We start from the raw sequence: 23,225 nt of genomic DNA on the forward strand, positions 1-23,225 counted from the left end.
TTTCGCATTGAGGGAAAGAGCATATGGCGCTTCAGAGTATGACGGGGTTTGCGCGCCACGCGATGCAATATGGCGCAGCGGATAATGAAGCGCGCATCGTTTGGGAAGTTCGCTCGGTCAATGGCAAGGGACTGGATCTGCGGCTGCGTCTGCCACAGGGGCTGGAAATCGCTGAACACGCCGTGCGCTCGCTTCTGGCGCGCTATTTTTCACGCGGCAACTTTCAGGCCAGTCTCGCGGTTGAACGCGCAGAAGCGCAGGCAGGCTTCACCATCAATAAAGCGATGCTTGATGAGGTGCTGAAACTTGGTGCGGAACTACAGGCCCGCCATGGACTTCAGCCTGCAAGCGTTGATGGCATTCTGTCACTGCGCGGAGTTATCGATCAGGCACAGGTCAGCGATGACGAAAATGCCCGTGCAGGCCTTGAGGCCGCGGTCGTTGCGGCTTTTGAGGGGGCGCTGAAAGCGATTGCCGAAGCGCGCACGCATGAGGGACAGTCGCTTTTCACTATTTTATCCGGGCATGTCGATACGATTGAACGACTGACGCAGGAAGCACGCAATGATCCATCCCGCAGCATAGAAGCCATTCGTACAAAGCTGAACAATCAAGTGGCTTTGCTGATGGAAACCGGACGCGATTTTGATGACGCGCGGCTTTATCAGGAAGCGGCTTTTCTGGCGACAAAGGCAGATATTCAGGAAGAGCTGGACCGGCTTGAAACCCATGTGGCGTCTGCGCGCAAGCTACTTGCTGACGGTGGCCCAATCGGGCGCAAGCTTGACTTTCTTTCACAGGAATTTAATCGCGAAGCCAATACGCTTTGCTCAAAATCGAATGCAGCATCGATCACGGCAATCGGCCTTGAGCTGAAAGCGGTTGTCGATCAGTTTCGCGAACAGGTACAGAATCTGGAGTAACGGAAAATGGCCATCTCTTCGGTCGAATATGGCATTGCACGCAGAGGCTTGATGGTGGTGATTTCGTCGCCATCGGGCGCGGGAAAATCCACAATCGCGCGGCAGCTGCTCAGTGATCCGGATATGAAACTGTCGCTGTCGATCTCCGTCACCACACGTGAGCGTCGCCAGAGCGAAATCAACGGCGTCCATTATCATTTCATCACCAAGCGTGAATTTGAACGGCTGCGTGATAATGACGAGTTGATCGAATGGGCGGAAGTGCACGGCAATTTCTACGGAACATTGCGCCAGACCGCTGAGGAAGCGCTTGCGGACGGCCAGGACATGCTGTTTGACATCGACTGGCAGGGGGCCGAGCAATTGCAGGCCAAAATGCCTGCCGATGTGGTGTCGATCTTCATTCTGCCGCCCACGATGCGCGAATTGCAGAACCGTCTTAACCGCCGGGCGGAAGATGCCGCTGATGTGATCGAAACCCGTTTGCAGAATGCGCGTTTTGAAATCCAGAAATGGGTGAAATACGACTATATCGTCATCAATGAAGACCTTGAGCGCTCCTATTCCGGCATCAAAGGGATTATCGTTGCCGAGCGTCTGCGCCGCGATCGCCGTCCGGGCCTTTTTGATTTTGTCGAAGGGCTTTTGGAGGAAAACCCGGAAATCTGAAAGCAGGCAGAGAGCGGCACCGGAAGGCATACGGGTGAATGCTATTCGGGCTCGCACGACCAATACGCTCAATCGCGCACAGGGCGGCAATCCTGATCGACCTATAGGATTGCCGCCATAACACCTATGGGACGGGCGGAACGACATTGCAAAAACCGCTCTGTGGCTCGCATCCGACAATCAGGATTGGTGAGCAGAACGGTGATCACGGTTACCGATGGGCTGAGTGCTTGATCGCAATAAAAATTGCACGGAATGATAATTTCAATCAAGCAGAATGAGGATCGCATCCACCACGGCCAGCGTGAAAAGCAGGGCGATCATGCTCGCCGCCGCAATCACCATCATGCGCTTCTGGCGTGAGTGCTTCTCAGGCTGTTTTCCGCTCCAGTCATATGGCGTTTCAGGCATCGTCTCCTCCGTCACACAATCCTGAATGAGTTTGCACTTTATACGCTTTGGATTGCAATATGATGGCCTTTATCAAATTGCTGTTTCGCTGGCACGCCTGATTGCGTTGAGAATACGGCTCCGTATCATGCCGCTGACAGGCCGGATCAGATACCAGTAAGGTGTGAAACGCCGGTGGCTGGCGCGGTCCGGGCAAAAAATACGCGTCTCGGTGACAAGGCGCGTTTTGCCGTCTTGTTCGGTTGCGGTGAAGGCCAGTGCAAGCTTTGCAACGCCGGGTACCTTGAAAGCCAGATAATCGTCAGCGCTTTGCATCTGATAGAGGCCGAAATCCGTTTTCCAGAATTGCCCCACGAGTCCGTAAACCAGTGCTTCGCCGGGCCGATGTTCGAGCAGTGTAAATTCATGCAGGCCAAAAGGTGGCGCAACAGCCTTTTCGCGCCCACGCAATTGTGCAAGCGCGCGCATAGGCATTTCACGCAATGCAATCATGCTGCGGAAAAACGCGTCTGTTTCGGGCCGGTAGCTCATGGCTGCCCGCAAGACGACTTCCGGTGAAGCGCTGACATCACAACCATGCACTTCGCTGAAACCATAATCTGGCAGATATTTGTTGATCAGTTGCATGAGCAGGATTTAAACCGCCGTGCCGCCGACCGTCACCTGATCCATGCGAAGGTGCGGCTGACCAACGCCGACCGGAACCCATTGTCCGCCCTTACCGCAATTGCCGGAGCCGGTATCAAGTTTCATGTCATTGCCAATCATCGAAATACGCTGCATCGCATCCGGGCCATTGCCGATCAGCATTGCGCCCTTGATCGGCGCGCCTATCTTGCCGTCTTCGATCATATAGGCTTCCGTGCAGCCGAACACGAACTTCCCGGAGGTGATGTCGACTTGTCCGCCACCAAAAGAGACGGCATAAATCCCCTTCTTCATGGAAGCGATGATCTCTTCCGGTGATTTGTCACCCGACAGCATATAGGTGTTGGTCATGCGCGGCATAGGGGCGTGTGCATAGGATTCACGCCGCCCGTTGCCGGTAGCACTCATCCCCATCAGGCGCGCGTTTTGACGGTCCTGCATATAATTGACGAGCTTACCATCTTCGATCAGCACCGTGCGATTGGTCGGTGTTCCTTCGTCATCAATGGTCAGCGAGCCGCGACGCTCGGAAATCGTGCCATCATCAACGACCGTGACGCCCTTCGATGCAACCTGCTGACCGAGCAGACCTGCAAAGGCAGATGTTTTCTTGCGGTTGAAGTCGCCTTCAAGTCCGTGACCGACCGCTTCATGCAGCATGACGCCCGGCCAGCCGTTGCCAAGCACAATGTCGTAAGTGCCAGCGGGCGCGGGGATGGCTTCCAGATTGACGAGCGCCTGACGCAGTGCTTCATCGGCAACGCCTTGCCAGCTTTCGGTGGTGATGAAATCGCCAAAGCCTTTGCGTCCGCCGAGTGTGTGCGAGCCGGATTCCTGACGGTCACCATTGCCGGCCACAACCGAAACACTCAGGCGCACCATCGGGCGAATATCGCGCACGAAATGGCCATCGGCACGTAGAATTTCCACCTGCTGCCATGATCCGGCGATGGAAACAGAAACCTGCCGCACTTTGGGGTCTTTGGCGCGTAAATAAGCGTCTATCTTTTGCAAAAGCTGAACCTTTGCATCAAAGGTTGGCGAGCCGATCGGGTTTTCGTCGGTATAAAGATGGCGGTTGGTGCCTGCGGGGGCGGCGGCATAGGCGCCGCTGTGGCCCGTTAAAGTGGCTGAAACGGCCTCGGAAGCGCGCTTGAGCGCTGCAAGTGACAAGTCTCCGGCATGGGCATAGCCAATGGCTTCGCCGGAAACTGCGCGCAGACCAAACCCCTGATCCTGATTGAAAGAGCCAGTTTTGAGGCGTCCATTGTCGAAAACAAGTGCTTCCGCCTCCCGATATTCCATGAACAGCTCGCCATCGTCACTGCCCTTCAGGCTTTGCGAAACAAGGCGTTCTATATCGTCGCGGTTGGCATCGAAACTATCGATCAGGCTCTTCATAAAATAAATCCTGCGGCATGTGTTTGCCACAGGATGTAAGCGTTAAATCGGTCGAGAACAACCTTGAGCTTATGGCAAAGCGTCGAAGCCTTCGCCAAATCCCTTTAAATCTACAGGAATGCCCACACCTTCTTCAGGCGTTTGGAAGACGATGAAGGTTGCAGACTTGCCGTTGCGAAACGTCTTGAGCAGCTCATCTTCAAGGATGACCTCTGCATAGCAGCCATCTTCAAAGCAGCGCACAAAATAAGCGCGACCGATATCCTTGCCATCGACATTGAGGCCAAGGCCGTTTGGCAGCAGCACGCCGAGTGGGGCGAGAACGCGCAGGATGCGCGCTTTGTTGTCGGCTGTCTTCAGAACCACAACCGATAGACCAAGTTCTGGGCGTTTAGCCGCAACCACGTTTTGGATAAGCGCGCATTGTTCGGTCTTGGCACCCGCTGGCGTATCGCAGAGAATTGCCCACGCACCATGCTGCGACTTGAGCGTGCCACTCTGCTGCGGTGTTGCTGGCGATTGCGGCTGTGCTGCCGGTGCCTGCGTTGGCGCTGGAAGCTGCGCGGGCTTTTCCTGCGCTAGGGATGGCGTTGTTGCGACTGCCACAGCAAGAGCAGCACCCGTTGCAAGGGTGGCAAAACGAGGGAAAATCGAGCAGCGGGCGGATGGACGGAAAAACATGAAATCTCCAGATCGAATCACCGTGACGTTACCGTGCGAAGCAGGCCGTGAAAAGCTATTGTCGCCTCCGGGCCATAATCGCAAAGGCAATGCCGGTTTTGCACCCAGATGCGTCCCAAGATGCGTTTGGGCAGTTATATCCATTTTCGATCGGCACGGTAACGGAAACCTCTTGCTAAATCATGGCTTCATTATGGGTTTCTGTGGGTTTTCCCAAGTTTTCGTCATGCAAAGAACCTCAAGCAAGCGCGCAGGATGCGGGGCTCTGACGCAGGGCTGCGCGCAAAAATGCCGCACAGGAACATATTCGCCTCGCTTGCGGTGTGCGGTAAGGTGTGGTTTGAACGCTGACGGGGGATACGGCCGTCTTAACGTCCGGCGTCCAAGCCTGCAAGGGCGAAAAGGGAGAGAGTTCTGGTGGATAAATTTGTTGCCACAACGAGGGGCGCCGTCGTTGGTGCTATCGCATTGCTGTGGACAAGCGGTGCCGCTCTGGCGGATCAGCCGCGTCCGTGGGAAATGACATTTCAAGCTGCTGCTACGGGCATTGCCGAGCAGATTCATTGGTTCGAGCGTTATACGCTCTGGTTTATCGTACCCATCACACTGCTTGTGCTGGTTTTGCTGTTCTGGTGCGCTTTCAAGTTTCGCGCGAACGCAAATCCTGAACCATCCAAGACCAGCCACAATACGGCAATTGAGGTCATCTGGACGGTGGGTCCGGTGATTGTACTGCTTTTTCTGGCGGTGCCATCATTCCAGCTCCTGACGGCGCAATATTCGCCCGAAGATCCTTCGCTGACCGTCAAGGCGACGGGGTATCAGTGGTACTGGGGCTATGAGTATCAGACCGAGACGCCGGTCAGTTTTGATTCTCTTATCCTAAAGGATGGAGAGCGGGCTGCGGCTGGCAAAGAAAACCGCGCTATCTATCCGCGTCTTCTGACTGTTGACAATGAAGTTGTCGTGCCGGTTGGAACGACAGTCCGTCTTCTGGTCACCGCCGCCGATGTTATCCATTCATGGACAATTCCGGCTTTTGGCGTGAAGATGGATGCTATTCCGGGTCGCATCAATGAGGCTTGGTTCAAGGCTGACAAAGAAGGCCTTTATTACGGCCAGTGTTCGGAACTATGTGGCAAGGATCACGCTTACATGCCGATTGCCGTGCGTGTTGTCTCGGACGAGCAATATAACACATGGCTCACGGCCGCAGCATCGGACCTTCAGGGTGCGAACAAGGCGCTTCAGGCTGAGCTTGAAGGCGATACAAATGATAAAGTAGCTGCGGCGGGTCTTTAAGACTTCGATACGCAAGACTGTTGAAAAACGGGAGCGAATTCCATGGCTGGCACAGCAGCTCACGAGCATGGAGCCCACGACGACCATAAGCCAAAGGGCTGGGTACGCTGGGTTTACTCGACCAATCATAAAGACATCGGTACTCTTTACCTGATTTTTGCAATCACGGCGGGCATTATTGGCGGCGCATTGTCGATCGCCATGCGTGCCGAGTTGCAGGAGCCGGGCATTCAGATTTTCCATGGCCTTGCGGCGATGGTTTATGGCGTTGAGGGCGATGCTGCTCTGGATGCCGGCAAGCACATGTTCAATGTGTTCACCTCGATGCATGCGCTGATCATGATCTTCTTCATGGTCATGCCTGCATTGATCGGTGGTTATGCCAACTGGATGATCCCGCTGATGATCGGCGCGCCGGATATGGCGTTCCCACGCATGAACAACATTTCCTTCTGGCTGCTGCCACCTGCATTGCTGCTGCTGTTGATCTCGCTGTTTATGCCTGCTTCACCCGGTACATGGGGTGTTGGCGGTGGCTGGACGCTTTATCCGCCGCTTTCAACCAGTGGCCAGCCGGGACCGGCGATCGATTTCGCCATTCTGGCGCTCCATATCGCGGGCGTGTCTTCGATCCTTGGTGCGATCAACTTCATTACCACCATTCTGAATATGCGTGCTCCGGGCATGACGCTGCACAAGATGCCGCTCTTTGCATGGTCTGTCCTCGTGACTGCGTTCCTGCTTCTGTTGTCGCTGCCGGTTCTTGCAGGCGGTATTACGATGCTGCTGACAGACCGCAATTTTGGTACGACCTTCTTCTCACCGGAAGGTGGCGGTGATCCAATTCTCTACCAGCATCTGTTCTGGTTCTTCGGTCACCCGGAAGTTTACATTCTGATCCTGCCGGGATTTGGCATCGTCAGCCACATCATTTCGACCTTCTCGCGCAAGCCGATTTTCGGTTATCTCGGCATGGCCTATGCGATGGTTGCGATTGGTGTGGTCGGCTTCGTGGTCTGGGCGCATCACATGTATACGGTCGGGTTGTCACTCGATACGCAGCGTTACTTCATGTTCGCAACGATGGTGATTGCGGTGCCAACGGGCATCAAGATTTTCTCATGGATCGCGACGATGTGGGGTGGCTCTATAACCTTCCGCGCGCCGATGCTCTGGGCTGTTGGCTTCATCTTCCTGTTTACCATTGGTGGTGTGACGGGTGTGCAGCTTGCCAATGCCGGTCTCGACCGGGCTTTGCATGACACATATTATGTGGTTGCACATTTCCATTACGTGCTGTCGCTGGGTGCTGTGTTCGCAATCTTTGCAGGCTGGTATTACTGGTTCCCGAAGATGAGCGGCTACATGTACGATGAGTTCACTGCGAAGCTGCACTTCTGGGTGACGTTTGTCGGCGTTAATCTGGTGTTTTTCCCGCAGCACTTCCTCGGTCTTGCTGGTATGCCGCGTCGCTATATCGACTATCCGGATGCCTATGCGGGCTGGAACATGGTGTCGTCTTACGGCTCCTACATTTCCGGTTTTGCCGTGCTGATCTTCCTCTACAATGTGTTTGAAGCATTTGCGAAGAAGCGAGAAGCAGGTGCAAACCCATGGGGTCCGGGTGCGACAACGCTTGAATGGCAGCTTTCATCGCCGCCACCATACCATCAGTGGGAACAGTTGCCGCGTATCAAGTAACGTTTAGGACGGGGGCGAATCTGTGAAATGGGTTCGCCCTTTTGTAAAACTATGATATGTGCGAGCGGCATTCAGCTATGTCAGCCCTTGGCTGGCGTTGCGGTTCGGAAAATCCGATAGGGGTGAATGCATTTCCGGGAGGTAGGGTTTGTTGGAATACCGGTGGGCGTTCAGGGCAGGACGCGGCATCGGTCGGTTGAATTCGAGGTTGTAAAGTCAATGTCTCTGGTGGAAAAAAACACGGTTTCCGACGAAGCATTCGCACTCTCTGAGGCGACGGCGCGGGATTATCTTATCCTGCTGAAGCCGCGTGTAATGTCGCTGGTGGTATTTACCGGCCTTGTCGGTCTGGTGCTCGCACCCGGCCATATGAATCCTGTCTTGGCTGCTATCAGCATTCTTTGCATTGCGGTTGGCGCAGGTGCGTCGGGCGCGCTCAATATGTGGTATGATGCCGATATTGATGCCGTGATGAAACGCACGCGCAAACGTCCGGTTCCAGCTGGCATCATCCAGCCCAATCAGGTGCTGGCCTTTGGCCTCACACTATCAGCCTTCTCAGTGGTCACTCTTGGCCTGATGGTCAATTGGCTGGCGGGAGCGCTCCTCGCTTTCACGATTTTCTTTTATGCCGTTGTTTATACCATGTGGCTCAAGCGCTCGACGCCACAGAATATTGTGATCGGCGGTGCCGCTGGGGCCTTCCCGCCAATGATTGGTTGGGCTGCTGCAACGGGTGAAATCACTTGGGACAGCACCGTTCTGTTCTTGATCATCTTTTTGTGGACCCCGCCGCATTTCTGGGCACTGTCGCTCTTCACATCAAATGATTACGAAGCGGCCCGTGTTCCGATGATGCCCAATGTGAAGGGCGAATTGTCGACCCGCAGGCAGGCTCTGTTCTATGCTGTTCTGATGGCGCCGGTTGGTGTGCTGCCATGGATCATGGGCTTTGCGGGCATTTTCTATGGCGTTATTTCTGTTCTGCTCGGACTGGCATTCGTCTATTATGCATGGCGCATGTGGGCGGCTGAAACCGAAACGCAGATGTTGCTTGCAGCGCGTAAGCTTTTCCGCTTTTCGCTGATTTATCTGTCCGTGATTTTTGCGGTGCTGTTGTTTGAAGCTTTGGCGGTCAAGCTTCTGACTGGATTTGGGTTCCTGTGAGGAGCGGGCTGAATTGGAGAGTGTTGTGATTGATAAGCCAGCGCAAGAGCCGGTGAAGGAAGAGCTGGAACTGATTGTGCCGACTGAGCCGCAGAAAAAGGCACAGCGTAATCGTTCTATCGGGCTTGCAATCGCACTTCTGCTTTTTGTGGTGCTTGTCTATATCGGTACGGTCGCAAAACTCGGTGCAAACATGTTTATGCGGCCAATGTAATGACGGCCATTCATGGGATGGGATGATTTAACAACGAACTGACCAGACGTTTTCGGGAGGAGAAGATGGAAGATCAGCAGAACATCGACGAGAAGCAAAAAAAGCTCAACCGTTCCAACCGCACGGTTGCAATCGCTTGTGTTGCCTTTTTCGCCTGCATGGTCGGTGCAGCTTACGCTTCCGTTCCATTGTATCGTCTGTTCTGTCAGGTGACAGGTTACGGTGGTACCACCCAGCGCGTCGAACAATATTCCGACACCATACTCGATAAAACCATGAAGGTCCGCTTTGATGCCAATACGTCAAACGGTCTGCCTTGGGATTTCAAGCCGGTCGAGCGTGAAGTCAGCTTGCGCATTGGGGAAACCTTGATGATCAAGTATGAGGCGCAGAATCTTTTTGATCAGACGACTTACGGTCGTGCGAGCTTCAATGTCGCACCAGCCCGGGCAGGCGCTTATTTCAATAAGGTTGAATGCTTCTGCTTTACCGACACGACCTTGCAGCCCGATGAGAGCATGGAAATGCCGGTGGTGTTCTTCATCGATCCGGAGATCATCAATGATCCTGATCTGAAAGATGTGAAAACAATTACGCTTTCCTATACGTTCTTTCCGATCGAGAAGCCTGCGCCCGTGGCAAATGCGAAGGGCGTCATCGGAAACAGCGGTGGAAGCTGATTGAATACGTGCGGCACATAATGCCGCAAAGACAAACAAGCCGCACAGCTTTATGGTGTGCCGGGAAGGGAACTGCCTGATGCTGCCTTAGGCGCAAGGGCTGAAATGCATGAGAGAGGGCCCTGAGGGGTTGCATGGGGAGAGACATGGCGAACGCTCACGAAAAAAATCACGATTACCACATTATAGCGCCAAGCCCATGGCCATTTCTGAGCTCAGTTGGCGCATTTGTGCTGGCAATCGGCGGTATCGCATGGATGCGCTATATCAATGCGGGTGATCTGCCATTTTTTGGCATCAATCTGGCAACGCCATGGATATTTTTCATTGGCCTCGCGATTGTTCTTTACTGCATGTATGCATGGTGGGCTGATGCGATCAGGGAAGGCCATGAGGGGCATCATACCCGCGTTGTGGCCCTGCATCTGCGCTACGGCATGATCATGTTCATCGCCTCGGAAGTCATGTTCTTTGCTGCATGGTTCTGGGCATTTTTCGATGCAAGCCTGTTTCCGAATGAAGTGCATCAGGTCGCGCGCGCCGAATTCACCGGCGGCCAGTGGCCACCAAAGGGAATTGAGGTTCTCGATCCGCTGCATCTTCCGCTCTACAACACGGTTATCCTTCTGCTTTCAGGCACGACACTGACCTGGGCGCATCATGCGCTGCTGCACAAGGATCGCTCGGGCATGATTATCGGTTTGACGCTGACAGTGGCGCTCGGTGTGCTGTTTTCGTTTGTCCAGTATTACGAATATGTTCATGCACCTTTCGAGTTCAAAGACTCGATTTATGGCGCGACCTTCTTCATGGCGACTGGCTTCCACGGCTTCCACGTCATCATCGGAACGATCTTCCTGCTGGTTATTCTGTTCCGCGCGATGAGCGGTGATTTCACGCCGGAGCGGCATTTCGGTTTTGAAGCGGCTGCATGGTATTGGCACTTCGTGGATGTCGTCTGGCTGTTCCTGTTCTTCACCATCTATGTCTGGGGTGGCTGGGGTGCACCCATGCACGGCGGATAATCCGTGTGCTGATTGAATTGCAGGCGGCCTTGGAAACATGGCCGCCTTTTCCTTTTTTCCACTTTTTGTGGGGTTAACATGTCCGACCATAATCCTTACCCACCCGTCGATCCCATAAAGAGCGGCATTCTTGGTCACTGTCCGCGCTGTGATGAGGGCAAGCTGTTTAACGGGTTTTTGGCGGTTGCGCCGCGCTGTCAGGCATGTGGCCTGGATTATTCTTTTGCGGATTCAGGCGACGGTCCGGCCGCCTTTGTGATCCTTATCATCGGCGTTATTGTGGTGGGTCTGGCTCTGTGGCTGGACGTGAATTACGCGCCACCGCTCTGGGTGCATTTCATTTTGTGGGTGCCTCTGGCAATTATTCTCAGCCTTGTTGCCATGCGCGCTATCAAGGGTATTCTGATCAATATGCAATATCGCAACAAGGCGTCTCAGGGGCGTCTGGATGATGGTCAATGAACCAGATACAAAAGTCGCGCAGGTTTCCGTGGGCTACGCTGATTGCGTCTTTAATCGCATTTTTGATTCTGGTTGCATTGGGAACGTGGCAGGTTGAGCGGCTGCACTGGAAGGAAGCATTGCTTGCGTCCACAGAGCAGCGTGTTCATGAGGCTCCAATCCCTCTGGCTGAAATGGAAAAAATCTATCGCGATGAGGGATCGGTCGAATATCGTCCGGTTACGGTTTCCGGCACTTTCATGCATCAGGGTGAGCGTCATTTTCTGGCGACCTATGACGGCCAGTCTGGCTTTAATGTCTATACGCCGCTGATGCTTGAGGATGACCGTTTTGTGCTGGTCAATCGTGGTTTTGTGCCATACGACAGGAAAGATCCTGAAACGCGGCTCGACGGTCAATTGGATGGACCTGTGACGATCACCGGCCTTGCCCGTGATCCGCTCACGTCGAAACCGGGTTATTTCGTTCCAGACAATGACATTGCAAAGAACATCTTTTATTGGAAGGACTGGGCGGCGATGGCCGAAAGCGCGGATATTCCTTCGCTTGATGATGCCGTGCCGTTCTTTATTGATGCGGACAAGACGCCGAATTTTGGTGGTTTGCCAATCGGCGGCATTACCATCATCGACTTTCCCAACAATCACCTGCAATATGCGTTGACCTGGTATGGGCTTGCATTGGCACTGCTGGGGGTTGTCGGAACGTGGTTCTGGCGATATCGGAAGGGTGTCAGGTCTTGACAAAGACCGTGTTACAGCCCAACTCCGGCCTATGTGATTATCAAGCGAGCATGCTTCATGACCGATAAACGTCCCCCTCTGGAAATTCGCCTCTGCGGCCCGCGCGGCTTTTGCGCAGGTGTTGACCGGGCAATCCAGATCGTCGTGCTGGCCTTGAAGAAATATGGCGCGCCAGTTTATGTGCGCCATGAGATCGTACATAACCGCTATGTTGTTGAAGGCTTGCAATCGCGCGGCGCGATCTTTGTCGAGGAACTAGACGAGATACCGGCAGAGCATCGCGATCAACCGGTGGTTTTTTCCGCTCATGGTGTGCCGAAATCTGTGCCTGCGGATGCTGAAGCCAAGAACTTGTTTTATCTTGATGCGACCTGTCCCTTGGTTTCCAAGGTTCATAAACAGGCGATGCGTCATCAGCGTCTTGGCCGTCATGTGATCTTGATCGGTCATTCCGGGCATCCTGAAGTCATCGGTACGATGGGGCAATTGCCGGAAGGCACTGTCACGCTGATTGAGACAGTGGAAGACGCACGCACAATCGAGTTTGCCGATTCTGATAATCTGGGTTTTGTAACCCAGACAACGCTTTCGGTGGACGATACGGCGGGCATTATCGTTGAGTTGCAGCGGCGGTTTCCAAATCTGACAGCGCCAGCCGCGGAATCGATCTGCTATGCCACCACCAACCGTCAGGATGCGGTGCGTGCGGCCGCACCTGGCTGCGATCTGTTTCTGATCGTGGGCGCCCCCAACTCGTCCAATTCCAAGCGCCTTGTTGAGGTGGCGGAAAAGGCCGGTGCAGGCATGTCGATGCTGGTGCAGCGCGCATCGGATATTCAATGGGATCAGATTGGTGATATTTCGGTGGTGGGACTTTCTGCCGGTGCATCCGCACCTGAAATTATCGTCGATGAAATTATGGATGCTTTCAAGGACCGCTTCACCGTCAAAATTGAACTCGCCGAGACCACGATTGAAACCGAAAATTTCCTCGTCAATCGTGAAATACGCGACGTGGAACTGACTGTGCGGGATATGGCCTTCGTCAACGGCGAAAACCGCGTCGTGGGAATACCAAAGTTCATGCAAGGGAAATAAGCGGCATGGCCGTCTATACAGATATAAACGAAATCGAGCTTGGCGCTTTTCTAGAACAATATGATATCGGTGCGCTGACATCCTATAAGGGCATTGCGGAAGGGGTGGAGAACACCAATTATCTTCTGCATACCACGACAGGCTCTTTCATTCTCACACTTTACGAAAAGCGCGTGAACCGTGATGAGCTTCCGTTTTTCCTGAATTTGATGGAGCATCTTTCAAGGCGCGGTCTGGAATGCCCGCAGCCTGTTGTCCGTCGTGATGGTGTGACGATTGGTGAGCTTGCAGGGCGTCCGGCAGCCATCGTCACCTTCCTTGAAGGCATGTGGATGCGTAAACCCACGGCTGCACATTGTGAAGAGGTTGGTCGCGGACTGGCTGAAATGCATCTGGCGGGGGAAGATTTTCCCATGCGCCGACGCAACGGCCTGACGCTGCAGGACTGGCGTCCGTTGTGGGATCTGTCAAAAGCCCGTGCTGACAGCGTGGAAGAGGGGCTGGTGGCCGAAGCTGAAGGTGATCTCGATTATCTGGAAAAGAACTGGCCACAAGGGCTTCCGCAAGGCGTTATCCATGCAGATCTGTTCCCGGATAATGTGTTCTTTCTTGGCGACAGGCTTTCGGGCTTCATCGATTTCTATTTCGCCTGTACCGATATTCTCGCTTACGATGTGGCCGTTTGTCTGAATGCCTGGTGCTTTGAGAAGGATTTCTCCTTCAATCTCACCAAGGGTGCTGCTTTGCTGCGCGGCTATAACGCAGTTCGTCCACTTTCGACGGCTGAAATCGATGCGCTGCCGGTGTTGGCGCGCGGTGCTGCCGTGCGTTTCATGCTGACCCGTCTTTATGACTGGCTGAATGTGCCCGATGGCAGCTTCGTGATGAAAAAAGATCCGATGGAATACGTGCGCCGTATGCGCTTCCATCGCCAGGTTACATCAGCAACGGAATATGGTCTTGAACTGTCGGGAGCTGCCGCGTGAAGCATATTGAAGCTTTCACCGATGGCGCGTGTTCCGGCAATCCCGGTCCCGGGGGCTGGGGTGCGATTGTGCGTTGGAATGACCATGTGAAAGAATTAAAGGGCGGCGAAGCTGATACCACTAACAATCGCATGGAGCTTATGGCCGCAATTTCAGCGCTATCCGCACTGAAAGAACCCTGTGAAGTCGATCTTTATACCGATAGCGTTTATGTTCGTGATGGTATTTCCGGCTGGATTGAGGGCTGGAAGCGCAATGGCTGGAAGACAGCCGCCAAGAAGCCGGTCAAGAATGCTGAGCTTTGGCATGCGCTGGATGAAGCGCGCAAGCCGCACAAAGTGACGTGGCATTGGGTCAAAGGCCATGCCGGACACCCGGAGAATGAACGTGCCGATGAGCTTGCCCGTGCAGGCATGGAGCCGTTCAAATATAACGGCCATAAGTCTCTTCAGGTCAAATAAGAACGTCATGGAGCCGGACGTGAAAAAGCCGCGCTGAATTTCAGCGCGGCTTTTTGGTTTTGTGCAGATTACTTACCCTGCTGCATTTCGGATGGGTCTTTGAGACGACCAGTCAGCGAGAAGGCGAGCAGCGAAGACGCGAGCATCACCGCACCGACGATAAACATCGGCATTTCGTAAAGACCGGTCCAATCCTTGACGAGTCCCGTGATGTAAGGTGCTGCAAAGCCTGCAATATTGCCGATGGTGTTGATCAATGCGATACCTGCTGCTGCTGCCGGACCGCTCAGGAAGCGCGATGGAATGGCCCAGAAGTTCGGCAATGCGGAGAAGATCGCACAGGCTGTGATGGTGATCATCAGGATCGTGGTTGCAGGCGAGGGCATGAAAAGGGCGGCTGGAATAGCAAAAGCGCCAACCAGTGCCGGAATGCCGATATGCCATGGACGCACACCGCGCTTTGCTGCATCGCGGCTCCAGAAATAGAGAGCGATGGCGGCTGGCAGATAAGGAATTGCAGTGATCAAGCCCTTATCGAACACGTCAAACTTCGTGTTGAACTCCTGCTCGAACCCGTTGATGATCGATGGCAGGAAGAAAGCCAGTGCATAAAGACCATACACAAGGCCGAAATACACAATCGACAGAAGCCATACGCGCTTGTCGAACAGTGCCAGACCACTCATACGGCCATGGGCGCTTTCCTTGACTTTTTCTTCCTGAGCCAGTGCGCCATTCAGCCAGTCGCGTTCTTCCTTGTTCAGCCACTTGGCGTCATTTGGCGTATCCGGCAGGTAGAAAAAGGTGACAATACCAATGATGATTGCCGGAACAGCAACACCGAAGAACATGATGCGCCAGCCTTCAAGGCCGAAAGCGCCATGCATATCGATCAGCATTGCAGCGATTGGCGCACCGATAACAATTGTCAGTGGCTGCGCGATGTAGAACAGCGCAAGAATCTTGTTGCGGTGACGCGAAGGTACCCACATCGACAGGAACAGAATGGCGCCCGGGAAGAAGCCAGCTTCCGCAACACCCAGCAGGAAGCGCAGGATGTAAAGCTCTGTAGAGCTTGAAACCCATGTGAACAGAAGCGCCACAATGCCCCATGTCACCATGATGCGGGCGAGCCATTTGCGCGCGCCAAACTTGTGCAACGCAAGATTGCTTGGAACTTCAAGGATGATATAGCCAACAAAGAAGATACCGGCGGCGAAGCCGAACTGTGCTGCTGTCAGCGCAAGATCGGTTGTCATTCCGTTTGGACCAGCAAACGAAATTGCGGTCCGATCCAGGAAGTTGATGAAGAACATCAGCGCGATGAACGGGACCAGCCGGATCGAAATTTTCGATATGGCCGACTTTTCAGCGGGCGTCATTTCGTGAGATTTTTGCTGCATGGCAGTTCCTCCCTGCTTGCATATTTAACGTAAGCGGAAGAAACAGTATGAAGGCAAATCAAATGAATTGCCTATTCATGCGGCACTTGCGCTTTTAAATAGGCGGATAGCTAATGAATGCGACATGCCGCCGCAAGCGATTTATTCGCGCCAAACTGTGATATTACCTCACAGGTATACTCATACTCGAATGGAGTCTTACATGCGTCCATTGCCATCTTTGAATGCGCTTAAAGCCTTTGAAGCTGTTGCACGCCATCGTTCGATGACGCGTGCTGCCGAAGAGCTCTGCGTGACGCATGGTGCAGTCAGCCGTCAGATCCGTGCACTCGAAGATACGCTTGGTGTTCTTCTTGTCACGCGCACGGCGCGCGTAAGCGATCCGACACCTGAGGGTGTACGGTTAGCGGAAGCGCTCGCCAGCGCATTTTCAATCATTGAAGCGAGCATTGAGCGGGTAAAACCGGGACCTCTGACGCTTTCCTGTTCATCGTCGATTATGATGGAGTGGATCATTCCGCGCATAGGCCGCTTTCATGAGCGCTATCCGCATATCGAACTGCAATTTAACATGAATTATGATCGCATCGATTTCATGCGTGACAAGATTGGTATTGCGATCCGTTCAAGCATCATCGAGCCGCCGGCGGATGCTGTAATTCGCGATATGGGACGCGAGGAGATCGGTTTGGTTTGCGCGCCGTCTTATCTGCAGCATTGCCCGTTAAGCGGCCCAACTGATCTGGTGAATGCGACAGTGCTTGCAACACAGACACGTCTTGAGGCATTCGAGGACTGGCAGAAGGCAGCAAACGTAGATTTCCAGATGCCGGAGTTTAAATCGACATTCCATCATTTCTACCTGCTGATACAGGCCGTCTTGTGTGGATTGGGTGTGGCGGTGGTGCCGCGCATGCTGGTGGCGGAACACATTGCATCGGGCCGTCTTGTTGCGCCATTTGGATTTTGTCCGGGGCCGCGCCGCATGCTGCTATGGATCGCGCCACACAGGGCAGGGCAGCCGGATACGCTGGCGCTTGAAAAATGGCTGACCCGCGAAATGCGCGCCCTGCCTGAAAAGCAGGGCGCGTGATTGGCTTATCTTAAAGCTGTTCGATCAGCGTCGCCGCACTTGAAGTTACAGCCTGTCCAGCCTGTTCTTCGATGTTTAGCGTCTTGACGACGCCGTCTTCAACGATAGCGGAATAACGCTTCGAGCGAATACCAAGACCGCCCGCAGTTGCATCCAGTTCGAGGCCAATGGCCTTTGTAAACAGGGCTGAGCCGTCAGCAAGATACAGGATCTTGCCTTCGCCGCCGGTGCTCTGTGCCCAAGCGCCCATTACGAATGGATCATTGACGGAAACAACAACGATCTGATCTACGCCCTTGGCAAGGATCACGTCACGGTTTTCAAGATAGCCCGGCAGGTGGTTGAGGCTGCAAGTGGGGGTGAATGCACCGGGCACTGCAAAAAGAACGACCTTTTTGCCTGCAAAGACTTCGTCCGTCGTCACTTCCTTCACACCATCCGCAGTCTTTACCTTGAAGGTAGCTGCTGGCAGCTTGTCACCAACTTTGATCGTCATTGTTTTCTCCTGAAAGTGAGCGTTTGCCGTCGGTGCTCACCTGTGTGAATGGCTGTTTTTCAATTTTCCGTATGCAAAGCATCGCAACGCCACTTAAGCCGATAAAGGCGCGTTGGACAATTTCAAATTGCTGATGGTTGAAGTTAGTCGAGCCGGACCTGTCCTGAGACTGCTTTGCCGTTCTGCACCAGTGTATAATCGATCATGGCACCTTCGCTGGCTTTTCCCTGCAATGTTGCAATGAAACGCTTTTGGTCAGAGGCCTCATCGGGTGTTGTTTCAGACAAGTTGAACTGCTCGCTGCCGACAAAAAGCTCTGCGGGTGCTTGGCTATCCGGCACTGAAATATCGAAAATGGCTTTGTTCTCTTCGCGCCTTGCGGCGGCGACACCAAATTCTGGCGTGGCAGGGGATGGCAATCGGTCAAAGGCCGTTTCAACAATCGTGCTCGCAGCGATGGCTTGCGGTGATTGTTCTGCCGCTTTTGTGGAAAGCGGGAAGTCAAACTCTGCCTGCACAGGAATGCAGATGTTATGGCAGACGCCAAGAAAGACATTTCCCTTGAGCTGCTTTTCACCGGGTTTTACGGTGAATGTCAGCGGTAAAGATACAGGATTCTTATAGCCGATACCGCCTTCATCACCAGCGCCAAAGCTCACAGGTGCAGGGAATTCGATGCGCGCGTGCGCATCGCCGTCAACATTGAGCTGCGGCGGCACACCGGCATCGCCCGGATTGCGCCAATAGGTTTTCCAGCCCGGATTAAGATCAATCTGCAAAGCCCCGCGCAGCCCATCTGCTGTGTTGGTTTCGTCGAGGATAACCCGAACCCTGCCGCCCGGCGTTTCCGTCCATGCGGACGTAGCACTGTGCGCTGGTGCGCCTGCGGCCAGAACGACGGCGATGATCAGAAAACGACATAATTTCATATGGTGAGATTGATAGAAAATCGTGTCGTTATCAAGGCTTAAGATGTTGTTCGCAAGAATTGATGTCCGAAATTCAGATTTTGAATATCAGGTTTTTGAAAACAGACAATATGATGAGAACGCCCAGGGCCATATGCAACAGGAGGGCAATATTGGAGATGGATCGAAGTTTATTGTAATCAGCAAATTTTGCATTGATCTCAGCATCCGGCACCGGATTACGCCAAAGATAGAGCGCAAAGCCATAATTGCCGCGTGTCATTGTGACGATATAATAGAGGTCAGATACGTCGCCAATAATCTGCGTCATCGCTGGACTTTGTCTGATGAAGTCGATCAGTCGAGAGAGTTTTATTTGTGCATAAATGGCATAAAGAACGAAGACTATTACCGAGCTTATTATGATGTATGCCAACATGCCAGAATTCTTCTTAATTTCCAGATTGGGCAAATCCGGTTGAAATCGACCCAAGAGGGCTTTTGATAAACTTTGTACGAAATTCGTTGTCATTTCGTATAGTCTTGCTACCTTCTCAGCTATGAACATTCTCAGGAAGCCAAATCAGGAGCAGGGTTTCTTGAATGGGCAATTCCTGCTCGCCATGCCCGGAATGAGCGACGAGCGCTTTGCGCGCTCGGTTGTTTATATCTGTGCGCATTCGGAAGAGGGGGCTATGGGATTGATTATCAATCAGCTTCAGCCCGTTGGTTTTCCTGATCTTCTTCGACAGATTGGTGTGATTGACGATGATGATCTGATCGTGCTGCCTGAGCGCGCGCAAAATATGATCGTCCGCAATGGTGGCCCTGTGGATCAAACACGTGGCTTCGTTTTGCACACCGATGATTTTATGGTGGATTCGACAATGCCGGTCGCCGAAGATGTGTGTCTTACAGCAACCGTTGACATTTTGCGTGCCATTTATGGCGGCAAAGGTCCCGCACAGGCTTTGATGACGCTTGGCTATTCGGGTTGGGCACCGGGGCAACTTGATGCAGAATTTGCGGGGAATGGCTGGCTGGCATGCCCTGCGCCAATGGACATGCTTTTTGACAGCGATATTACCGGCAAATACGACCGGCTGATGACCCATATGGGCATCGACATGACACGGCTCGTTTCCGAAGCCGGTCACGCCTGAACATTCTCCGTACAGATTACGCCGCTGTTGCTTCCTGCTGATCTTTGATCATGCGCGTTGCATCTTCGCGGCTGGATGGTTCTCCGAACATGAAGCTTTGCACATATTCACACCCCATCTGGCGCAGTTGCAACGCGTCACTCTCGCTGTCGACGCCTTCGGTTACGACTGCAAGTCCGAGATCATGCGCCATGCTGACGATAGAGCGCAGCAGCGTGGTCTTTTGCGGCTGATCACCTTTGACGAATGAACGGTCGATCTTGATGATGTCGAACGGGAAGCGGGTGAGATAGGCAAGCGATGAATAGCCGGTGCCAAAATCATCAAGCGAAAGACCGACGCCCATCGTCTTGAGGCGTGCAAGCACATGAGCGGACTGTTCCGGGTTTTCCATCAGCACGGATTCGGTCAGTTCCAGCTTGAGACTGCCCGGTGTGAGGTGAATGCGCGAGAGGACCGAACGCATATCATTGATCAGGTCTTGCCGGATAAGCTGGGTGCTCGACAGGTTCACGGAGACGAACAGATCGAGTTTTGGAAACTGTTCCTGCCAGGCAAACAGATCTTCCGCAGCGCGTTCAATTGCAAACAGGCCAAGCTGCACGATAAGGCCTGAATTTTCGGCAATCGGAATGAATTCCGATGGAGAGATGGAACCGCGGCGCGGGTGTTCCCAGCGCATCAGCGCTTCAAAACCTGCAATTGTACCTTCGTCCAGCCGCACGATTGGCTGGTAGACGATATTGATTTCATCGCGTTCAAGCGCACGGCGCAAATCGGATTCCAGTTGCAGCTTGTCGCTACCGATTGCACGGAATGCCGGGCGGAATGGCTCAATACGGTCGCCGCCAAAACGCTTGGCCTGATGCATCGCCAGTTCGGCGTCTTTTACAAAATCTTCTGCGGAAGCAGCCGTTTTGGTCCATGTGATCAGGCCGACTGAGGCTGTGAGCACGATTTCGCGTTTTGCATAGGCAATGGGTGAGCGCACGGCCTGACGCAATGCTTCTGCAAAGGCAGCAATATGGCCCGGATCGCTTTCAGAGGCCAAAAGCAGACCAAACTGATCGGAAGAAAGACGTGAAAGTGTGTCCTGTGGCTTCATAATGCGCGACAGGCGGCGCGAGATCGTAAGCAGAATCGTGTCGCCGGCCGACATACCGAGGCTGTCATTGACCTGCTTGAAACGGTCTATGTCGATGATGAAGACGGTCGGGTGCAGGTTGCTCTCGCCGCGTGCCATGTTCATCACATTGCTGAGACGATCAAGGAAGAGTTCGCGATTGGGCAGTCCCGTCAGATTGTCATGCACGGCATCATGCAAAAGGCGTTCTTCGGCCTTTTTCTGTTCAGTTACATTGATGAGCGTACCGACACAGCGAACGATTTCGCCGTCTGAACCGATGACGGGGCGTGCGCGCAGCGCATACCAGTGATAGTGGCCGTCATTGGCGCGCAGTCGGAAAATCTGGCCGATGCGGCCGCGCCGGTTTTCAAGAATGGCATCAAGCGTGGAACGGAACCGATCACGATCATCAGCGTGCATGGCTGGCAACCAGTTGCGCACTGGGCCTTGCAGAGAGCTGGCCGTGTTTCCGAGATAGTTGGCAATATCGGGCGTGGTGACAACGCGGTCGCGCGGCACGTCCCAGTCCCAGACGATGTCGCCCGCACCGATGACGGCCAGTGCCTGACGCTCCATATCAGAGAGCAGCCCCTGATGAAGCGCACCACCGGAAAAGGCGTGTTGCATGACGGTAAAGCCAATAAGCAGCACAATCAGCACCAGACCGCCACCAAGCGCGGGCTGAATAATATCATTGTCGAGCTGGCCGGATACCGTCATCCACGCGCCAAGCAGCCATATCAGTATGAGCAGCCATGCCGGAATGAGCATCACCGCTCGATCATAGCCTTTGACCGCAAGATAACCGATGATACAGATGCCCGAGGCCACAGTGAGCGCCAAAGATATGCGTGCAATGCCAGAAGCCACCGGCGGATCGAAGACCGCAACCCCTGCCAGCGCGATCAGGCCAAGCACCCATGTCACAGCGCCATAGCTGAAATGGTCGTGCCATCGGTTAAGATTGAGATAGGTAAACAGGAAGATCACCAAAGAGGCGGCAAGGGCGACTTCCGTACCCGCTCGCCAGACCTGCTCGTTTCCGGGCGAGATCTCCATCAGCTTGTTCCAGAAGCCGAAATCCACGCAGATATAGGCAAGTACAGCCCATGCAAGGGCAGCTGTTGCAGGAAACAGCGATGTTCCTTTGACAACAAACAGGATTGTGAGAAACAGAGCCAGAAGACCGGAAATTCCAAGCAGAATGCCGCGGTAAAGCGTGTAGGAATTAACCGCATCCTTGTAAGCTTCCGGCTCCCACAGATAGAGCTGGGGCAGATTATGGGACGACAATTCGGCAACAAAGGTTACAACAGTGCCGGGATTGAGTGTGATGCGGAAAACATCAGCATCGGCACTGGGTTGCCGGTCAAGCGCAAAGCCTTCGCTGGGCGTAATCGACGCAATACGTGGCGAACCAAGATCCGGCCAGATGACACCCGAACCAACCAGTCGGAAATGCGGCGCAACAATCAGCCGGTCGATCTGTTCATCGGTTGGATTGGCAATCGAAAATGCCGCCCAGTCGCCTGACGCATTGGAATTGGGGTCGGCCTGCACCTCGATGCGGCGAACAATGCCATCAGCACCCGGTGCGGTTGAAACCTGCACGCTCTCACCCTGATTGCGCAGCAGTTCCACAGCGCGCGAAAGGTCAAGGGCGGTATCTTCCTTGGAAATCTTGATCGGTTCAACCGCAAAAGCATGAACCGCAGAACAGGTTACAATGACGATCAGCGCTGCAAAACGTGTGAGAGCTGAAAAAAACCTGTCTGTAAAACCATTCACGAGCGTTCAACCTTGCCATTGATCATGCGTAAATCGCTTTCTATCAGAGCAAATAACAGGTGATCCTGCCAGAAGCCGTTTATCTTGAGATAGGAGCGCAACAGTCCTTCTCTCTGAAATCCGGCTTTTTCGAGAAGCCGTATCGAACGAACATTATGGGGAATACAGGCAGCTTCAATCCGGTGCAACCTTAGTTCCCCGAATGCGAAGGGGATAACCAAAGATAGCGCTTCGGCCATATAGCCTTTACCCGCTGATGAAACGCCGCTCCAATACCCGATCATGCCGCTTTGCCCAACGCCGCGCCGGATATTGCCAAGGGTTATACCGCCAAGCAGCTGGTTGTCTTTGTTATGAAAAATAAAAAATGGAAAGCCGGTGCCATCTGACATTTCTTCCTGGACTCGCCGCAACCGATAGCGAAATGCACCTTTCGTGAGATCATCATCAGCCCAGGTCGGCTCCCATGGCGTGAGAAAAGCACGGCTCTGCTCACGCACACTGGCCCAACTGGCAAAATCGCTCATCAACGGCTCGCGCAGATAAATCCGCGGCCCACGAAGAATTGACGGATTGCTGCGCCGGAATGGCAGGCCGATCATGCGGGTTCCTGTGTTTATAAAGCAGCTGGTGAACAGGGCAAAAGGGCTTTCCGTAGAATGAGTTCACAAAACCC

At 53.6% G+C, this 23,225-nt stretch carries 25 protein-coding genes; 15 read left to right on the forward strand and 10 right to left on the reverse strand.

The genetic code is table 11. From position 1 onward, the window contains the following. Positions 1-23: 23 nt before the first annotated feature. On the forward strand, positions 24-923 hold the full coding sequence (locus tag OPR82_RS03800; RefSeq protein ID WP_265983100.1) for a YicC/YloC family endoribonuclease: 900 nt from the start codon (positions 24-26) through the stop codon (positions 921-923). A 6-nt stretch (positions 924-929) separates the two neighbouring features. Beyond that, entirely contained in the window at positions 930-1,592 is a 663-nt protein-coding gene (gene gmk / locus OPR82_RS03805; protein WP_265983101.1) for a guanylate kinase, read from the forward strand. A gap of 264 nt (positions 1,593-1,856) precedes the next feature. Here gmk and OPR82_RS03810 read toward each other — a convergent pair whose 3' ends face one another. The 4 genes from OPR82_RS03810 to OPR82_RS03825 form a co-directional block, all read right to left on the reverse strand. After that, positions 1,857-2,003 (reverse strand): hypothetical protein, encoded by a 147-nt coding sequence (locus tag OPR82_RS03810; RefSeq protein ID WP_265983102.1) that lies wholly within the window; start codon positions 2,001-2,003, stop codon positions 1,857-1,859. Positions 2,004-2,075: 72 nt separating this feature from the next. Then, positions 2,076-2,630, reverse strand: a complete 555-nt coding sequence (locus OPR82_RS03815) for a hypothetical protein (RefSeq protein ID WP_265983103.1) — start codon at positions 2,628-2,630, stop codon at positions 2,076-2,078. Positions 2,631-2,639: 9 nt separating this feature from the next. Next, a complete protein-coding gene (tldD, locus tag OPR82_RS03820; RefSeq protein WP_265983104.1) occupies positions 2,640-4,052 on the reverse strand; it encodes a metalloprotease TldD in 1,413 nt (470 codons plus the stop codon). A 69-nt stretch (positions 4,053-4,121) separates the two neighbouring features. Further along, positions 4,122-4,733 carry an invasion associated locus B family protein gene (locus OPR82_RS03825; protein WP_265983105.1) on the reverse strand — a complete coding sequence of 204 codons (612 nt, stop codon included), beginning with the start codon at positions 4,731-4,733 and terminating at the stop codon, positions 4,122-4,124. A gap of 417 nt (positions 4,734-5,150) precedes the next feature. Here OPR82_RS03825 and coxB point away from each other — a divergent pair, with 417 nt between their 5' ends. The 11 genes from coxB (at position 5,151) to rnhA (ending at position 14,572) form a co-directional block, all read left to right on the forward strand. After that, entirely contained in the window at positions 5,151-6,035 is an 885-nt protein-coding gene (gene coxB / locus OPR82_RS03830) for a cytochrome c oxidase subunit II (protein WP_265983106.1), read from the forward strand. A gap of 42 nt (positions 6,036-6,077) precedes the next feature. Beyond that, positions 6,078-7,736: a cytochrome c oxidase subunit I gene (gene ctaD / locus OPR82_RS03835; protein ID WP_265983107.1), complete on the forward strand. Its 1,659-nt coding sequence runs from the start codon at positions 6,078-6,080 to the stop codon at positions 7,734-7,736. A gap of 219 nt (positions 7,737-7,955) precedes the next feature. Continuing rightward, positions 7,956-8,903, forward strand: coding sequence for a heme o synthase (locus OPR82_RS03840; protein WP_265983108.1), 948 nt, complete (start codon positions 7,956-7,958; stop codon positions 8,901-8,903). Between the two features lie 28 nt (positions 8,904-8,931). After that, positions 8,932-9,117 (forward strand): hypothetical protein, encoded by a 186-nt coding sequence (locus OPR82_RS03845; protein WP_265983851.1) that lies wholly within the window; start codon positions 8,932-8,934, stop codon positions 9,115-9,117. Positions 9,118-9,182: 65 nt separating this feature from the next. Continuing rightward, positions 9,183-9,797, forward strand: a complete 615-nt coding sequence (locus tag OPR82_RS03850) for a cytochrome c oxidase assembly protein (RefSeq protein WP_265983109.1) — start codon at positions 9,183-9,185, stop codon at positions 9,795-9,797. Between the two features lie 146 nt (positions 9,798-9,943). Continuing rightward, positions 9,944-10,822, forward strand: coding sequence for a cytochrome c oxidase subunit 3 (locus OPR82_RS03855; RefSeq protein ID WP_265983110.1), 879 nt, complete (start codon positions 9,944-9,946; stop codon positions 10,820-10,822). A 78-nt stretch (positions 10,823-10,900) separates the two neighbouring features. Then, positions 10,901-11,284, forward strand: coding sequence for a DUF983 domain-containing protein (locus OPR82_RS03860; RefSeq protein ID WP_265983111.1), 384 nt, complete (start codon positions 10,901-10,903; stop codon positions 11,282-11,284). Next, positions 11,281-12,027 carry an SURF1 family protein gene (locus OPR82_RS03865; RefSeq protein WP_265983112.1) on the forward strand — a complete coding sequence of 249 codons (747 nt, stop codon included), beginning with the start codon at positions 11,281-11,283 and terminating at the stop codon, positions 12,025-12,027. Before OPR82_RS03860 ends, OPR82_RS03865 begins: the two co-directional genes overlap by 4 nt. A gap of 57 nt (positions 12,028-12,084) precedes the next feature. Continuing rightward, a complete protein-coding gene (gene ispH / locus OPR82_RS03870) occupies positions 12,085-13,125 on the forward strand; it encodes a 4-hydroxy-3-methylbut-2-enyl diphosphate reductase (RefSeq protein WP_265983113.1) in 1,041 nt (346 codons plus the stop codon). 5 nt (positions 13,126-13,130) lie between these two features. Further along, positions 13,131-14,111 (forward strand): homoserine kinase, encoded by a 981-nt coding sequence (locus tag OPR82_RS03875; RefSeq protein ID WP_265983114.1) that lies wholly within the window; start codon positions 13,131-13,133, stop codon positions 14,109-14,111. Then, positions 14,108-14,572 (forward strand): ribonuclease HI, encoded by a 465-nt coding sequence (rnhA, locus tag OPR82_RS03880; protein WP_265983115.1) that lies wholly within the window; start codon positions 14,108-14,110, stop codon positions 14,570-14,572. Before OPR82_RS03875 ends, rnhA begins: the two co-directional genes overlap by 4 nt. A gap of 68 nt (positions 14,573-14,640) precedes the next feature. Here rnhA and OPR82_RS03885 read toward each other — a convergent pair whose 3' ends face one another. Further along, positions 14,641-15,975, reverse strand: a complete 1,335-nt coding sequence (locus OPR82_RS03885; RefSeq protein WP_265983116.1) for an MFS transporter — start codon at positions 15,973-15,975, stop codon at positions 14,641-14,643. A gap of 202 nt (positions 15,976-16,177) precedes the next feature. On the opposite strand from OPR82_RS03885, the gene OPR82_RS03890 reads away from it, so the two are divergent. After that, complete coding sequence (locus OPR82_RS03890) at positions 16,178-17,068, forward strand: LysR substrate-binding domain-containing protein (RefSeq protein WP_265983117.1); 891 nt, start codon at positions 16,178-16,180, stop codon at positions 17,066-17,068. 10 nt (positions 17,069-17,078) lie between these two features. On the opposite strand, the gene OPR82_RS03895 is transcribed toward OPR82_RS03890, so the two are convergent. The 3 genes from OPR82_RS03895 to OPR82_RS03905 all read right to left on the reverse strand — a co-directional run bounded on the left by OPR82_RS03895 (position 17,079) and on the right by OPR82_RS03905 (position 19,004). Beyond that, on the reverse strand, positions 17,079-17,564 hold the full coding sequence (locus OPR82_RS03895; protein WP_265983118.1) for a peroxiredoxin: 486 nt from the start codon (positions 17,562-17,564) through the stop codon (positions 17,079-17,081). Between the two features lie 143 nt (positions 17,565-17,707). After that, positions 17,708-18,493: a protein-disulfide reductase DsbD domain-containing protein gene (locus OPR82_RS03900; RefSeq protein ID WP_265983119.1), complete on the reverse strand. Its 786-nt coding sequence runs from the start codon at positions 18,491-18,493 to the stop codon at positions 17,708-17,710. 73 nt (positions 18,494-18,566) lie between these two features. Further along, positions 18,567-19,004, reverse strand: coding sequence for a hypothetical protein (locus tag OPR82_RS03905; RefSeq protein WP_265983120.1), 438 nt, complete (start codon positions 19,002-19,004; stop codon positions 18,567-18,569). A 28-nt stretch (positions 19,005-19,032) separates the two neighbouring features. Here OPR82_RS03905 and OPR82_RS03910 point away from each other — a divergent pair, with 28 nt between their 5' ends. After that, on the forward strand, positions 19,033-19,635 hold the full coding sequence (locus tag OPR82_RS03910; RefSeq protein WP_265983121.1) for a YqgE/AlgH family protein: 603 nt from the start codon (positions 19,033-19,035) through the stop codon (positions 19,633-19,635). A 16-nt stretch (positions 19,636-19,651) separates the two neighbouring features. Here the strand turns inward: OPR82_RS03910 and OPR82_RS03915 are convergent, their stop codons facing one another. Together OPR82_RS03915 and OPR82_RS03920 are read right to left on the reverse strand one after the other, a co-directional pair. Next, positions 19,652-22,549: an EAL domain-containing protein gene (locus OPR82_RS03915; protein ID WP_265983122.1), complete on the reverse strand. Its 2,898-nt coding sequence runs from the start codon at positions 22,547-22,549 to the stop codon at positions 19,652-19,654. Beyond that, positions 22,546-23,151 carry a GNAT family N-acetyltransferase gene (locus tag OPR82_RS03920; protein ID WP_265983123.1) on the reverse strand — a complete coding sequence of 202 codons (606 nt, stop codon included), beginning with the start codon at positions 23,149-23,151 and terminating at the stop codon, positions 22,546-22,548. Before OPR82_RS03920 ends, OPR82_RS03915 begins: the two co-directional genes overlap by 4 nt. Between the last annotated feature and the right edge of the window lie 74 nt (positions 23,152-23,225).

The sequence above is a fragment of the Ochrobactrum chromiisoli genome (genome assembly GCF_026241335.1).
Lineage (GTDB): Bacteria > Pseudomonadota > Alphaproteobacteria > Rhizobiales > Rhizobiaceae > Brucella > Brucella chromiisoli.

Excerpts from the sequence above, each read along its gene's own strand:
- OPR82_RS03810 (WP_265983102.1), bottom strand. The coding sequence starts at position 2,003 with ATGCCTGAAACGCCATATGACTGGAGCGGAAAACAGCCTGAGAAGCAC.
- OPR82_RS03890 (WP_265983117.1), top strand. The coding sequence starts at position 16,178 with ATGCGTCCATTGCCATCTTTGAATGCGCTTAAAGCCTTTGAAGCTGTT.
- OPR82_RS03905 (WP_265983120.1), bottom strand. The coding sequence starts at position 19,004 with ATGACAACGAATTTCGTACAAAGTTTATCAAAAGCCCTCTTGGGTCGA.
- OPR82_RS03895 (WP_265983118.1), bottom strand. The coding sequence starts at position 17,564 with ATGACGATCAAAGTTGGTGACAAGCTGCCAGCAGCTACCTTCAAGGTA.
- OPR82_RS03885 (WP_265983116.1), bottom strand. The coding sequence starts at position 15,975 with ATGCAGCAAAAATCTCACGAAATGACGCCCGCTGAAAAGTCGGCCATA.
- OPR82_RS03865 (WP_265983112.1), top strand. The coding sequence starts at position 11,281 with ATGAACCAGATACAAAAGTCGCGCAGGTTTCCGTGGGCTACGCTGATT.
- OPR82_RS03815 (WP_265983103.1), bottom strand. The coding sequence starts at position 2,630 with ATGCAACTGATCAACAAATATCTGCCAGATTATGGTTTCAGCGAAGTG.
- gmk (WP_265983101.1), top strand. The coding sequence starts at position 930 with ATGGCCATCTCTTCGGTCGAATATGGCATTGCACGCAGAGGCTTGATG.
- OPR82_RS03875 (WP_265983114.1), top strand. The coding sequence starts at position 13,131 with ATGGCCGTCTATACAGATATAAACGAAATCGAGCTTGGCGCTTTTCTA.
- OPR82_RS03855 (WP_265983110.1), top strand. The coding sequence starts at position 9,944 with ATGGCGAACGCTCACGAAAAAAATCACGATTACCACATTATAGCGCCA.
- ispH (WP_265983113.1), top strand. The coding sequence starts at position 12,085 with ATGACCGATAAACGTCCCCCTCTGGAAATTCGCCTCTGCGGCCCGCGC.
- OPR82_RS03920 (WP_265983123.1), bottom strand. The coding sequence starts at position 23,151 with ATGATCGGCCTGCCATTCCGGCGCAGCAATCCGTCAATTCTTCGTGGG.
- tldD (WP_265983104.1), bottom strand. The coding sequence starts at position 4,052 with ATGAAGAGCCTGATCGATAGTTTCGATGCCAACCGCGACGATATAGAA.
- OPR82_RS03910 (WP_265983121.1), top strand. The coding sequence starts at position 19,033 with ATGAACATTCTCAGGAAGCCAAATCAGGAGCAGGGTTTCTTGAATGGG.
- OPR82_RS03840 (WP_265983108.1), top strand. The coding sequence starts at position 7,956 with ATGTCTCTGGTGGAAAAAAACACGGTTTCCGACGAAGCATTCGCACTC.
- ctaD (WP_265983107.1), top strand. The coding sequence starts at position 6,078 with ATGGCTGGCACAGCAGCTCACGAGCATGGAGCCCACGACGACCATAAG.
- OPR82_RS03850 (WP_265983109.1), top strand. The coding sequence starts at position 9,183 with ATGGAAGATCAGCAGAACATCGACGAGAAGCAAAAAAAGCTCAACCGT.
- OPR82_RS03800 (WP_265983100.1), top strand. The coding sequence starts at position 24 with ATGGCGCTTCAGAGTATGACGGGGTTTGCGCGCCACGCGATGCAATAT.
- OPR82_RS03860 (WP_265983111.1), top strand. The coding sequence starts at position 10,901 with ATGTCCGACCATAATCCTTACCCACCCGTCGATCCCATAAAGAGCGGC.
- OPR82_RS03825 (WP_265983105.1), bottom strand. The coding sequence starts at position 4,733 with ATGTTTTTCCGTCCATCCGCCCGCTGCTCGATTTTCCCTCGTTTTGCC.
- OPR82_RS03900 (WP_265983119.1), bottom strand. The coding sequence starts at position 18,493 with ATGAAATTATGTCGTTTTCTGATCATCGCCGTCGTTCTGGCCGCAGGC.